The organism is Mycobacterium sp. 852002-51152_SCH6134967 (genome assembly GCF_001667105.1).
In the GTDB taxonomy this organism is placed as follows: Bacteria; Actinomycetota; Actinomycetes; order Mycobacteriales; family Mycobacteriaceae; genus Mycobacterium; species Mycobacterium neumannii_A.
Window position 1 is genome coordinate 68,202 of sequence record NZ_LZIK01000006.1, and the last position, 12,846, is coordinate 81,047.

Annotated in this window: 12 protein-coding genes and 2 tRNA genes; 7 read left to right on the forward strand and 7 right to left on the reverse strand. The window is 66.3% G+C overall.

What is annotated here, in order from left to right; translation table 11 throughout:
- Positions 1-24 precede the first annotated feature (24 nt).
- On the reverse strand, positions 25-1,866 hold the full coding sequence (locus tag A5790_RS01100) for a S9 family peptidase (RefSeq protein WP_066840731.1): 1,842 nt from the start codon (positions 1,864-1,866) through the stop codon (positions 25-27).
- A 125-nt stretch (positions 1,867-1,991) separates the two neighbouring features.
- On the opposite strand from A5790_RS01100, the gene A5790_RS01105 reads away from it, so the two are divergent.
- Positions 1,992-2,786 carry an MmpS family transport accessory protein gene (locus A5790_RS01105; RefSeq protein ID WP_066840733.1) on the forward strand — a complete coding sequence of 265 codons (795 nt, stop codon included), beginning with the start codon at positions 1,992-1,994 and terminating at the stop codon, positions 2,784-2,786.
- On the opposite strand, the gene A5790_RS01110 is transcribed toward A5790_RS01105, so the two are convergent.
- Entirely contained in the window at positions 2,783-4,093 is a 1,311-nt protein-coding gene (locus A5790_RS01110) for an MFS transporter (protein WP_066840735.1), read from the reverse strand. The genes A5790_RS01105 and A5790_RS01110 overlap by 4 nt on opposite strands.
- Positions 4,094-4,119: 26 nt before the next feature.
- Between A5790_RS01110 and cmrA the strand changes: the two genes are divergently transcribed.
- Complete coding sequence (gene cmrA / locus A5790_RS01115) at positions 4,120-4,926, forward strand: mycolate reductase (protein ID WP_066840737.1); 807 nt, start codon at positions 4,120-4,122, stop codon at positions 4,924-4,926.
- Between the two features lie 80 nt (positions 4,927-5,006).
- On the opposite strand, the gene A5790_RS01120 is transcribed toward cmrA, so the two are convergent.
- Positions 5,007-6,614: a helicase HerA-like domain-containing protein gene (locus A5790_RS01120; RefSeq protein WP_066840739.1), complete on the reverse strand. Its 1,608-nt coding sequence runs from the start codon at positions 6,612-6,614 to the stop codon at positions 5,007-5,009.
- Positions 6,615-6,697: 83 nt separating this feature from the next.
- Here A5790_RS01120 and orn point away from each other — a divergent pair, with 83 nt between their 5' ends.
- A complete protein-coding gene (gene orn, locus A5790_RS01125; RefSeq protein WP_066840825.1) occupies positions 6,698-7,345 on the forward strand; it encodes an oligoribonuclease in 648 nt (215 codons plus the stop codon).
- Between the two features lie 41 nt (positions 7,346-7,386).
- A tRNA-His gene (locus A5790_RS01130) sits at positions 7,387-7,462 on the forward strand.
- Between the two features lie 178 nt (positions 7,463-7,640).
- Here A5790_RS01130 and A5790_RS01135 read toward each other — a convergent pair.
- Positions 7,641-8,858, reverse strand: a complete 1,218-nt coding sequence (locus tag A5790_RS01135) for an Ig-like domain-containing protein (protein ID WP_066840750.1) — start codon at positions 8,856-8,858, stop codon at positions 7,641-7,643.
- Positions 8,859-9,017: 159 nt separating this feature from the next.
- Between A5790_RS01135 and A5790_RS01140 the strand changes: the two genes are divergently transcribed.
- A tRNA-Lys gene (locus A5790_RS01140) sits at positions 9,018-9,090 on the forward strand.
- A 520-nt stretch (positions 9,091-9,610) separates the two neighbouring features.
- On the opposite strand, the gene A5790_RS01145 is transcribed toward A5790_RS01140, so the two are convergent.
- On the reverse strand, positions 9,611-9,838 hold the full coding sequence (locus A5790_RS01145; RefSeq protein WP_064397418.1) for a DUF3618 domain-containing protein: 228 nt from the start codon (positions 9,836-9,838) through the stop codon (positions 9,611-9,613).
- 110 nt (positions 9,839-9,948) lie between these two features.
- On the opposite strand from A5790_RS01145, the gene bcp reads away from it, so the two are divergent.
- Entirely contained in the window at positions 9,949-10,422 is a 474-nt protein-coding gene (gene bcp, locus A5790_RS01150) for a thioredoxin-dependent thiol peroxidase (RefSeq protein ID WP_066840751.1), read from the forward strand.
- A 46-nt stretch (positions 10,423-10,468) separates the two neighbouring features.
- Positions 10,469-10,909 carry a nitroreductase family deazaflavin-dependent oxidoreductase gene (locus A5790_RS01155; protein WP_066840752.1) on the forward strand — a complete coding sequence of 147 codons (441 nt, stop codon included), beginning with the start codon at positions 10,469-10,471 and terminating at the stop codon, positions 10,907-10,909.
- Positions 10,910-10,973: 64 nt separating this feature from the next.
- Here the strand turns inward: A5790_RS01155 and A5790_RS01160 are convergent, their stop codons facing one another.
- Both A5790_RS01160 and A5790_RS01165 read right to left on the reverse strand, forming a co-directional pair.
- Positions 10,974-12,320, reverse strand: a complete 1,347-nt coding sequence (locus A5790_RS01160) for a dipeptidase (protein WP_066840753.1) — start codon at positions 12,318-12,320, stop codon at positions 10,974-10,976.
- 124 nt (positions 12,321-12,444) lie between these two features.
- Positions 12,445-12,837, reverse strand: coding sequence for a holo-ACP synthase (locus A5790_RS01165; RefSeq protein ID WP_064396968.1), 393 nt, complete (start codon positions 12,835-12,837; stop codon positions 12,445-12,447).
- Positions 12,838-12,846: the final 9 nt, after the last annotated feature.

The window sequence follows — 12,846 nt, forward strand, 5'->3', positions numbered from 1 at the left end:
ACGTGGCTACGGAGAACGATTCGGTTACGGGTTCGGATTCGGGCTGAATGCGGCAATCAGCCACTCGCGCATGGCTTTGACCAGTACGGCGCGATTCTCGCGCCGGTCGATCTCGTGTCCGTCGTCGTCGAACATCAGCAGTTCCACTTTTCGGTGAAGTGCCTGCAGCGCTTCGAACATTTGCTGAGATTCGGTGGGGGGCACATTGGTGTCGTTGGCGCCGTGCACCAACAGCAACGGCGCGGTCATGGCATCGACACGTTGTAACGGCGATAGCTGCTCGAGCAGTTCGCGGTCGCCGATCGGGTGGCCGTACTTCGGATATGCCGCGGCGGCGATCCACGGTTCGGTGTTGCGGTACCAGGTGTTGAGATCGCTCATTCCGCAGATGCTGATTCCGGCGGCGAACCGGTCGGGGTGGAAGGTGAGCGCCGCCTGGGTCAGGTAGCCACCGTAGGACCATCCGCAACATGCGATCCGGTCGGCCGGAGCGACCTCACGCTCGACCAGGTAGTCGACCGCGTCGGCGACGTCGTCGATCGCGGCGAACCGTCGCTCCTTGTCGTCGGCGTGCATGAAGGTTCTGCCGAACCCGCCCGAGCCGCGGACGTTGGGCAGGAACACACTGATGCCCTCTTCGAGCAACGCGGGGAAGAACTCGTTGTAGCCGGGCCTCCCCTGCCCCTCCGGCCCGCCGTGCAGAAACAGCATCGCGCCGATCACCGGGACTCCGTCGCGCGGCCGAAAGAGCCACCCGGTGAATTCCATGCCGTCGCGTGCGGTGACCCGTTCCAGGGTCGGGTCCGGTGACACCGGTCCGGAGCTGGGCTCGCGGTCGACGATCTCCCACTCCCGCGTACGCGGGTCGACCAGTTCGACGGTCGGCGGGGTGGACGGGCCTTCGACGGTCATGGCCAGCATCGAGCCACCGGCACTGATGCTCAACTGGGTGGCCACCATCCCCGGCAGCGGGATCGGCGGCTGCAGCGTGTGGTCGGTGCGTTCCATGATCTGTAACTCGCTGGCACCGTGGATGTTCCAGAGAACGGCCACGGTCGACAGATCGTCGCTCACGGTGAACTCGTCGAGTTCATAGCCGGGACGTTCGGCGATGACCTGGTAGGCCACGCCATCGGCGGTGACCGTGACCTCGAGGAGTCGCGCATGTTCGGTGCCGTTCTCGCTGCGGATCAGGGCCCGGACATAACCTTCGGTGCTGTCGGCGTCGTAGGTGCTCGCCGGCTGGTAGAGCTTGGTGAGCTCACCCTCAAGGCCTGCGCGCAGTCGGCGCGCGTAGTGGTCGTCGAGGATGACCCCGGTGTCGGTGGTCGACCCTGGATCGTATGGCAGCAGCGCGGTTTCGGTGCGTCCGCGCAGCATGATGAGATCGCGGTAACCGCGCGGTCCGACGCGCACGAGCGCGGCGCCTGCCCAGGCGTCGACCAAACGGCCGCTCGAGCGGCGGTCCAGCACGGTGGTGCGGCCGGTCGCCGGGTCGATCAGACACGAGCTACCGACGCCGTCCTCGCCGGTGAGGATCGCCGCCACCAGGGTGCCGTCCCAGGCGATCAGTTCGGCGGTGCCCTCGGGCGCTCCTGGCGTCCACGAGTCGATGCGGCGGGCGTCGCGGTCGTCGGGATCGGTTGTCACGACCCAGATCTGGGTGCGGGTGCTGCCCTCCGGAGCGACCTCACATGCGAGCCAGTGGCCGTCGGCCGAATGCAGTACGCGCGTCACCGGGCCTTCGACCGGCAGCTCGACGTCTCGCGACGAGCTTGCCCGCCAGCCGCGCAGGAAACGCTGCACTGCGCGCGGAAAGCCACCGTCGTCGACCAGATGTGCGAACGCGGTGGCGTCCGGCGACATGGATGCGCCATAGACTCTGCGAACCTGCTCTCCCACCGGACCAATTGTGCCTACCCAGGCAAGTCCAGTGACGACCTGCGCCTGTTGGGCGGTCGCACAGGTACCCTCGCACGCATGAGGTGGGTATGACCGGTACACCACAGCCCGGCCGCGACGAGCAGTCGGGTTACGGCCGCGGGGAGCAACCGCAGGGCTACGGCTATTCCGGATACAGCGATCCGGCATACGCCAGCCAGGCGTACGGCCCCACCTATCAGGCACCGCCCGAACCCGCTCCGACTCAGCATCTGCCGACGTACGGCGCATACGGGTACGAAACCTACGGTTCGGGCCAGTACGGGGCGCCCTACCCGTCGGGCGATCCGCCCCCGCCGCCCGAGGACCCGAAGTCACCCCGCTGGTTGTGGGTCGCCGCGGGTATCGCGGTGCTGACCGTGCTCGGCCTGGTGATCGCGTTGGTCGTCGTCAACAGTTCGCAACAGCAGACGGTCGTCGCGCCGCCCCCGATGCAAGAGCCCGACTTCAACACGCCGAATCCGACACCGGCGCCGCGCCCGACCGTTCCGCGCACGACACGGCCCACCGTGCCCACCGTGCCCACGGTGCCCAGTACGCCCGGCGCACCCGGTGCCCCTGGTACGACGACTCCTGGCGTCACCCAGACCGTCGTCTACGTCGTCAGCGGTTCCGGGCGCGCGATCAACATCACCTACGTCGACACCGGCGGTCTGCTGCAGACCGAGTTCAACGTGATGCTGCCCTGGAGCAAGGAAGTGGAATTGTCCGAGTCCGCGGCGGCGACGGCGAGCATCAGCATCATCAACGTCGGCCGCGAGGTGAACTGTTCGATCTCCGTCGACGGTTCGGTGGTGCAGAAGCGCACGGGGGCCGGCCTGACCATCTGCACGGCCAGCGGTTAGGCGGGCCCACGCCGCGGAACCCGCACGGCGAGCATCGCGATCAGGCCGGCGGCGAGGACCACGACCAGCCCACCCATCCCCGCTCGGTCGGTGCCGAAGACGGCGATGAAGACCGAGAACAGCATGGGCGCAAGGTAGGAAACAGCGCGGCCGGTGGTGGTGTAGAGCCCGAACGCGACGCCCTCCTTACCCTCGGCGGACATGCGCAGCATCAGCGTCCGCGCCGCGGACAGCGTCGGCCCGATGAACAAACAGAGCAGCAGTCCGCAGATCCAGAACGCCAGGACCCCGTTGAGCGACATCAAGATGAGGCCGACCGCGATCATCCCGCTCAGCGCGACGACGATGACGGGTTTGGCCCCGAACCGGTCGTCGAGAAATCCGCCGCCGACCGCGCCGAGGGCGGCGACGGTGCTGGCGCACACCCCGAACAGCAGCACATCGGCCTCGGACACGCCGTAGACCCGCACGCCCAGTACCGCCCCGAACGCGAAGATCCCGGTCAGCCCGTCGCGGAACACCGCGCTGGCCAGCAGGTAGTACACCACGTTGTGGTCACGCCGCCATTCGCTGCGGATGTCGGCCCACAGCTTGCGGTACCCGCCGATGAACCCGACGGCCTGCCGTTGATCCAGCGGGTCGGGTTCGGCGCTGGGTCCGGCGATCAGCACCGGCAGAGCGAACAGCCCGAACCAGACGGCCGTGAAAACCATGGCGGCCCTGACGTTTCCGCCGTCCTCGACCGGCAGACCGAACAAACCGCCGTCGCCGGTGATGAACCCGAAGTACACGACCAACAGCAGGGTGACACTGCCGAAATAGCCCAGGCCGAGCCCGAATCCGGAGATCTGGCCGGAGGTCTGCGGAGTCGACAGTTGGCGCAGCATCGCGTTGTAGGGCACGGTGGCGAGCTCGTTGCACGCCGACGCGCAACCCAGGAGCACCAGACCCAACGCCAGGTAGCGGTAGTCGTCGCGAACTGCGCTCATCGAGGCGATCAGGACGACTGCCAGCGCGCTGAGCACGGCCAGCACGCGGCGCCGCCGCCACGGCGCGTCGACCCACACGCCCGTCACCGGAGCCAGCAGCGCGACGACCACGCCGGCCGCGCCCAGCGACCAGCCCAGCCAGCTGGTGGCGCTGATGCCGCCGGGCAGGTCGCCGCCGACGGTATTGGTCAGGTAGATCGAGAACACGAAGGTCACGACCACCGCGTTCAATCCGGTCGCGCCGAAATCCCACAGCGCCCACGAGATGATCTGGCGGCGAGCCGCCCGAGGGGCGCCGGAATCGGGTGGGTGGCTCATGGTCCGCCCACGATATAGTCCGGCGCATGCCAGTACCCGCACCCAGCGCCGACGCCCGCGCCGTGGTCACCGGCGCGTCCCAGAACATCGGCGAATCGCTGGCCACCGAACTCGCGGCCCGCGGACATCACCTGATCATCACTGCGCGCCGCGAGGAGGTGCTGCGGGCGCTTGCCGACCGCCTGGTGCAGCAGTACGGCGTGACGGTGGAGGTGCGACCCGTCGATCTGGCCGACCCCACGGAGCGCACGAAGCTGTGCGACGAGTTGGCGACTCGCAACATCTCGATTCTGTGCGCGAACGCGGGCACCGCGACGTTCGGTCCGGTGTCGTCGCTGGATCCGGCGGACGAGAAGGCGCAGGTCCAACTCAATGTGTTGGGCGTGCACGACCTCGTGCTCGCCGTCCTGCCGGGAATGGTGCAGCGCAAGGCCGGCGGGATCCTCATCTCCGGCTCCGCGGCGGGCAATTCACCGATTCCCAACAACGCGACCTATGCCGCGAGCAAGGCGTTCGTCAACACGTTCAGCGAGTCGCTGCGCGGCGAGCTCAAGAAGGACGGCGTGCATGTGACATTGTTGGCGCCGGGACCGGTGCGCGAGGCGCTGCCGGACCCCGACGAGCAGTCGCTGGTGGAGAAGGTGATCCCGGACTTTCTGTGGATCTCCACGCAGTACACCGCCAAGCAGTCGTTGGATGCGTTGGGGCGCAACAAGATGCGCGTCGTCCCCGGTGTGACGTCGAAGGCGATGTCGGTTGCGGCGGGGTACACGCCGCGCGCGATCGTGACGCCGATCGTCGGCGCCGTCTACAAGAAGCTCGGCGGCAGCTGAGCGTTCTCCTGCCGCCGCGAAATTGCATTCCGGCAGGGCCCTTCTCGCACTTTCGCTGCGGGAATGCAGTTTCGGCGCCACTAGCGACGACGACGGCTGCGCCTGCGCCCGGTGCCGAAGATGCTGCGGGTGATCTCGCGGCCGATCACCGTGCCCGCCGAGCGCATCGCGCTCTTGAAAGCCGGACTGCTGACGACCTTCTCCACCATCGACGGCTCTGCGGTGTCGCGAGACTTGACCTGACCCGAGGCGCTGGCCCCACCGCCCTGCGGCACCGGAGGCAGCGGCGGCGGTAAGGCGTCAGGCGCGGCGGGGGGCTCCTCCGGCGGGGCCAACCGCGCGTTGAGCCGCTCGTAAGCGGACTCCCGGTCGATGGTCTGGCCGTATTCAGCCTGCAGCTCACTGGCTTTCGCGGCCGCGGTGATTGCTTCTGGACCGATGGTGTCCATCAGCGATCGCGGGGCTCGCATCCGGGTCCATGCCACTGGTGTCGGCGCGCCCTTCTCCGACAACACGGTGACGATCGCCTCGCCGATACCCAGCGACGTCAAGGCCGACTTCAGGTCGTAGACATCGGTTTTGGGATATGTGCGCACCGTCTTCGACAGAGCCTTCTCGTCGTCGGGTGTGAATGCGCGCAGCGCGTGCTGAATACGCGCACCCAACTGGGACAGGACGTCGTTGGGCACGTCAGTGGGCAACTGCGTGCAGAAGAACACCCCGACCCCCTTGGACCGGATCAACTTGACCGTCTGCTCGACCTGTTCGAGGAACGCCTTGGACGCGTCAGAGAACAGCAGGTGCGCCTCGTCAAAGAAGAAGACAAGTTTCGGCTTGTCGAGGTCGCCGACCTCCGGAAGCGTCGCGAACAGGTCGGCAAGCACCCACATCAGGAAGGTGGAGAACATCACCGGACGGGCGGCCTGGCTGCCGAGCTCGAGCAGCGTGATGATGCCGCGGCCCTTCTCGTCGACCCGCAGCAGGTCCTCGGGCTCGAGTTCGGGCTCTCCGAAGAACGTGTCACCGCCGTCGGCCTCGAGATTGATCAGCGCCCGCAGGATCACCCCCGCGGTCGTGGTGGACACCGCGCCGAGCGCCTTGAGCTCGGGCTTGCCCTCGTCGCTGGTGAGGTACTGGATCACCGCGCGCAGGTCCTTGAGGTCCAGCAGCGAAAGGCCCTGCTGGTCGGCCCAGTGAAAGATCAGGCCCAAGGTCGACTCCTGCGTCGCGTTCAGCCCGAGCACCTTCGACAGCAGGATCGGGCCGAAACTGGAAATCGTCGCGCGCACCGGTACCCCGATACCGGTGGTGCCCAGCGACAGGAACTCGACGGGATACGCCGTCGGCACCCAGTCGTCACCGGTGTCGGCGGCCCGCGCGGTGACGTTCTCGTTGGCCTCGCCGGGTCGCGACAGCCCCGAGAGGTCGCCCTTGACGTCGGCCATCACACACGGCACCCCCGCGGCCGAAAGCTGTTCGGCGAGCACCTGCAGCGATTTCGTTTTGCCGGTACCGGTGGCGCCGGCGATCAGGCCGTGGCGGTTGACGGTGGCCAGCGGGATGCGAACCTGCGCGGTCGGATCACAGGCGCCGTCGACGACGATGGAGCCAAGCTCCAGCGCGGCCCCTTCGGCGGCGTAACCTGCGGCGATCTTCTGTGCGGGGGTGGGCGTGGACTCACTGGCCATGGCTGGCACCCTAACGCCCGCGACGCACCCGACGGACGGGGTGCAACGGGCCGCATGCAGCGGCAAGGCTTAATGTGAGCGTCGTGCGTGACGAACTGGTGTGGATCGACTGCGAGATGACGGGCCTGGATCTCAAGACCGACCGGCTCATCGAAATCGCGGTGCTGGTGACAGACGCTGACCTCAACATTCTCGGCGACGGCATCGACGTCGTCATCCACACCGACGACGAAGCGTTGGCGTCGATGATCCCGGTGGTCACCGAGATGCACACCCGCTCGGGGCTGATCGACGAGGTCAAGGCGTCGACCGTCACGGTGCCCGAAGCCGAGGAGCTGGTCCTCGACTACATCCGCACCCACGTCAAACAGGCCAAGACGGCGCCGCTGGCGGGCAACTCGATCGCCACCGACCGCGGCTTCATCGCCCGCGACATGCCCAAGCTCGACGACTACCTGCACTACCGGATGATCGACGTGAGCTCGATCAAGGAGTTGTGCAGGCGCTGGTATCCCCGCATCTACTTCGGGCAGCCCGAGAAGGGCCTCGCGCACCGTGCGCTGGCCGACATCCACGAGTCGATCCGTGAGCTGCAGTACTACCGCCGCACCGCGTTCGTAGCCCCACCCGGGCCGTCGACCAGCGATATCGCGGCCGTGGCCCAAGAATTGGGGCCGCCGAACGAGAGCGCCGACGACATCGATTCGGCCGCCGAGCGTTCGAGCGGTTAGTATCGACGTCGCCGCCGTGCCCACCAGGGTTCGCGGCGATGGTGGCTGTAGTTCAGTTGGTAGAGCACCAGGTTGTGATCCTGGATGTCGCGGGTTCGAGTCCCGTCAGCCACCCCAATGAGTCAGGGAGCGAATCTTCGCTCCCTGACTCTTTTTTCGACCGTCGGCAGGGGGTATGGCGCCGATCCGTGAGCCGATGGCGAAATTCCGGGCGCATCTCGGCTCAGGTGCCACTTTCGGGGCGGCGCTGAGGGGCTTTCGGCGCTGACGCGCTGCGCCCTGTCAGCTGCTCACGTCAGAGGTTGGCGTTGCCGGCCTTCCACTGATCCCACGGGATGTTCCAGTCGCCAAGGCCGTCGGTGCCCGGCAGCGTCGACCCGACGGTGTTGACGATCTCGACGACGTCTCCGCGCTTGGAGTTGTCGTGGAACCACCGCCCATTGCTCGTGCTGACGTTGATGCACCCATGGCTGACGTTGCTGTAGCCCTGGCTGCCCACCGACCACGGCGCGGCGTGGACGTAGATGCCGCTGTAGGAGATCTGGGTGGCCCAATCCACCTCGGTGCGATACCCGTTGGCGGAGTTGACCGGAACTCCGTAAGTCGAAGAGTCCATCACCATGTGTGAGCGCCGGTCCCCGACGATGTAGACGCCGTTGTTGGTGGGCGTGCTGTTCTTGCCCATCGACACCGGCATGGTCTTGATCACCTCGCCGTTGCGCTTGACCGTCAGCGTCTTCGTGCTGTCGTCGATGCTGGTGATGACCTCATCGCCGATCGTGAAGCTCGTGCTGACGTTCTCCTGACCGAAGAGGCCGTCTCCGAGGTCGACGCCGTAGGTGTTCACCGCGACGTCGACCTTCGTGCCGGGCTTCCAGTAGTTCGCGGGCCGCCACCGCACCTCTTGGTTGCTCAGCCAGTAGAACGCGCCCTCGACCGGAGGATCGGTCTTGATCTTGATGGCCTTCTGCGCGGCCACCCGGTTGGTGATGCTCTCGTCGAACCGAACGGCGACCGGTTGTCCGACTCCAACCACCTCACCGTTGTTGGGCAGCACGTACGGCATGGTCAGGTTCTCGGGCGAATGGGTCTCGAAGGCCATCCGCCGGGTGGTGGCGCCGCCGAGCCCTAGCGATTCGGCCGTGAGCGTGTAGCGCTTGTTGTAGCCCAGTGGTTCGGTGGTCGACCAGGTCAGCCCGTCCGGGCTCAAGACCCCCGCGACCGACTTGCCGGACTCGTTCACCATGGTGACCGATTCGAGCACGCCGTCCTCCGCGCTGATGGTCACCGGCGAGTCCACACTGACGCCCACGGCACCGTCGGTCACCGATGCGGTCAGCTTCGGGACGAGCAGGTCTCCGAACGGAGTTCCCTTGTCGTCGATCACCTGGGGCTGCTGCGGCGCCGAGTTACCGCCGCATGCCGACAACGCGAGCGCCATGGCGGGGATCAGTGCAACGGTCACCAACCATGCACGTCGACGCGGACGGGCCACTGAACGGACTCGCCACATTGCTTACTCCACCTCACAACCAGGGACTACGGGATCGATGATTCTTGGCAACAGTCTAAGGGCAAAATCGAGTACGGGTTGCGACGCGGACATCGTCGAGGCGACGTCGGGGCCAGAGATTTCGTCCTGCACAGCAAGTCCTGTTATTGTCGCACCCGCGCGCCGTTAGCTCAGTTGGTAGAGCAGCTGACTCTTAATCAGCGGGTCCGGGGTTCGAAACCCTGACGGCGCACAAGCTTCGATTGAGTGCGACCGTGACAGTGCGTCACGGTCGCGTTCTTCTTTCCCACGCGGTGACGCGCGCAAACGTCCACGGCGACGTTGCCGGATCACGGTTGCGTAAATTTTGGACATCAATCTGCTGTCGTGTGCTAGATGTGTGCTGCAGGCTACATAACGTGGCTTATGGAGACGAAGATCTCACCATCTACGCCGTTGCGGAGATGCTGTCCCCCTGGACTTTGTACGGTTCAAGCTGCGATAAAAGAGAGCGGTCTGCTACAGTCACGTTAGCTGACCTACGAGGAGCACAAAAGCAGCGAAAAGCCGGAAGGAATAAGGGACTTAGCTGATGGCGCAGCCTGGCGGTTCATTTGCGGCAGACGGAGCGGGTGCGGGTGCGTCCCCCGAAGTAACTGCCCAGATTCCGGTCGCTGTGTACAGCTGCAACCGGCTCGGCCGGGTTGCCAATCCCCCTGGTTTCTCGTTCTCCGACCTGTTCCGCACGCCGCGACGGCGCTGAGAGCGTTCGCTCAGTTCTGCCGAATCCGGCGCACGACGAGCACGAGCGCAACGACTCCGACGCCGGCAAGAGACACCGCCACTGCGGGTTTCGTCACAAATCGGATTGCCGCCGACTTGGCGTCGTCGAGCAATCGACTGGGGTTGGCACGCTCGGCGAGGGTGTCCACCGTCGCCGCGAGTTGCTCCCGAGCCTGGTCGATGTCCTGCTTGATGGTCTCGGGATCGCGGTCTGCCACGTGCGCCTCCAAGCCGTCCAAGTCGGTGCTCCCAGATGGAGCCTGCCGATCTACCCTAGAGCAGCCCGCGCTCGCTGTAGCGCACCGGTCGACAGAAGGGATGCCCGCGCATGCCACAGACTCCGCGACTCGAGGTCGGCGACAAAGCCCCTGCATTCAGCCTGCCCGACGCCGACGGCAACACCGTCAAGCTGTCCGACTTCAAGGGCCGCAAGGTCATCGTGTACTTCTATCCGGCGGCCTCGACCCCCGGCTGCACCAAACAGGCCTGCGATTTCCGCGACAACCTCCACGAACTCAGCGATGCCGGCCTCGATGTCATCGGCATCTCACCGGACAAGCCGGAGAAGCTGGCCAAGTTCCGCGACAAGGAGAAGCTGACCTTCCCGCTGCTGTCCGATCCGGATCGTGAAGTACTCACCGCGTGGGGCGCGTTCGGGGAAAAGACGATGTACGGCAAGACCGTTCAGGGTGTGATCCGGTCGACGTTCGTCGTCGACGAGAACGGCAAGATCGAGGTCGCCCAGTACAACGTGCGCGCCACCGGGCACGTCGCCAAACTACGACGCGACCTGTCCGTTTGAGCTGTTCTGGTCAAGAAGTCTTATCGGCGCAGCAATACTCATCACCATGAATTCCCTCGTCGAGAAGGCGCTCTTCGGATACATGCGGTTTCACGACAAGGTGTACCAGAAGACCCACGGCTGGATCGGCCACCGGATGATGTGGATTCCTAGCCTGCTGTTGCATACAGTCGGCGCCAAGACGGGCGAGCCGCGCACAGCATCGCTGGCATACGGCCGCGACGGTGAGGACTACCTGGTGACGGCGTCCAACGGCGGGGCTCCGCGGTCGCCGGGCTGGTATTACAACTTGAAGGCTCACCCTGACGTGGAAATCAACGTGGGCCCAAAGCGTTTCGGCGCTACAGCTCGGTCGGTCCTACCAAGTGATCCTGCATACGACCGGCTATGGAAGATCGTCAACGAAGTCAATAAGGGCACGTACGCCGAGTACCAAAAACGCACTTCCCGCCCGATCCCCATCGTGGTACTCACGCCCAAGCAATAGAGCAGCCACGGCGTCCGCTCGGGTGCGCATCCACCTGGTGCGCGCCACCGGGCACGTCGCCAAGCTACGACGCGACCCGTCCCCCTGAGCCCAGGTTCGCCAGCAACAGGGCCTCGGACACGGCGGCGCGTTCCAGCACACCGAGGTGCAGGCTCTCGTTGACGCTGTGCGCCTGTGTCGCAGGGTCTTCCACGCCGGTCACCAAGATCTTCGCCGACGGGAATGCGTCGGCGAACTCGGCGATGAACGGGATCGAACCGCCGACGCCGGTATGGACGGGCTCGGTGCCCCACGCCTCCCGGAAGGCCGCTCGGGCAGCGTCGTAGACCGGGCCGGTGGCGTCGATGGCGTACGGCTGCCCGTGGTCACCCCGGGTGACGGTTACCTGGGCACCCCACGGGGCGTGCTGCTCGAGATGGCGGGTCAACGCCTCCATGTGGTGTTCCACGTCTGCACCCGGCGCGATACGCATGCTGACCTTGGCCCGTGCTCGCGGGATCAAGGTGTTGGACGACTTGTCGATCGGCGTCGTGTCGATCCCGATGATGGTGATCGCCGGTTTGGCCCACAACCGCTGCGGCACTGAGCCCGAACCGATCTCGGACACGCCCGGCAGAAGTCCGGTCTCCTCGCGGACACGCACGGGTGGGAAGTCGACGTCGGCGGCCACACCCTCGTGCAGGCCGGTCACCGCGACGTTGCCGTCGTCGTCGTGCAGGCTGGCCAACAACCGCACCAGCACGCTGACCGCGTCGGGCACGACCCCACCCCACAGTCCAGAGTGAAGGCCGTGGTCGAGCGTTGCGACCTCGACGACACAGTCGACGAGCCCGCGCAGCGACACCGTCAGCGACGGCACCTCAGTGCTCCAGTTGTCGGAGTCGGCGATGACGATCACGTCGGAGGCCAGGGTGTCGTGGTGCGCGGCCAGCAGTCGCGACAGTGACGGGGACCCCGACTCCTCCTCCCCTTCGACGAACACGGTGACGCCGACAGGAGGGTTGCCGCCGTGCGCGCGGAAGGCCGCCAGATGTGTTGCGATGCCTGCCTTGTCGTCGGCGGTACCTCGACCGTAGAGGCGTCCGTCGCGCTCGGTCGGTTCGAACGGCGGCGAAAGCCACTGCGCCGGATCGCCTTCGGGTTGCACATCGTGGTGGGCATACAACAACACCGTCGGCGCTCCCGCCGGTGCGGGATGGCGCGCGATGACCGCGGGCGCGCCGCCCTCGCTGACGATCTGCACATCACCGAAACCGGCGTCGGTCAACAGCTTCGCCACCGCGTCGGCGCTGCGTTGCACCTCGCCGCGCCGCGCCGGGTCCGCCCACACCGATTCGATGCGCACCAGATCTTCCAGATCGCGCCGAACCTCCGGCAACACCTCACGCACCCGCTGCACCAGATCGCTCATGGCGACGACACTATCGGGTCAGTCATTCACCGCGAGCGACCGCGAAGTGCCGCTAATCCGCGGCGTGTCGTGTGCAGACACGGTCGCTCGCCTACTGGGGTGTGGGCCCTCGCGGGAGGTCGGGTTAGCGCTCTTCGAGGATGGCGACCGCGGCGGCGGTACCCGCCTCGTGGGTCAACGACAGGTGGATCGTCACATCCTTCAGGTGCTCGGCGATCGCGCCGGACAGCCGCACCTTGGGCCTGCCCCACATGTCGGTGATGACCTCGATGTCGCGGTGGATGCCTTCGGGCAGCACCGGCCGCTTGGAGAACCGCGACCCCGACCACGCCTTGATGACGGCCTCCTTGGCCGCCCAGCGCGCTGCCAGATGGCGGGCCGCCGACGAACTCTTGTCGGCGGCGTCGCGCCGCTCACCGGGGGTGAACGTCTCGGCGAAGACCGTCCCGGGCTGGTCGACCTGTTCGGCGAACTCGGGAATGGAGACCAGGTCGATCCCCACCCCGACTATCGCCATGGGCCGAAC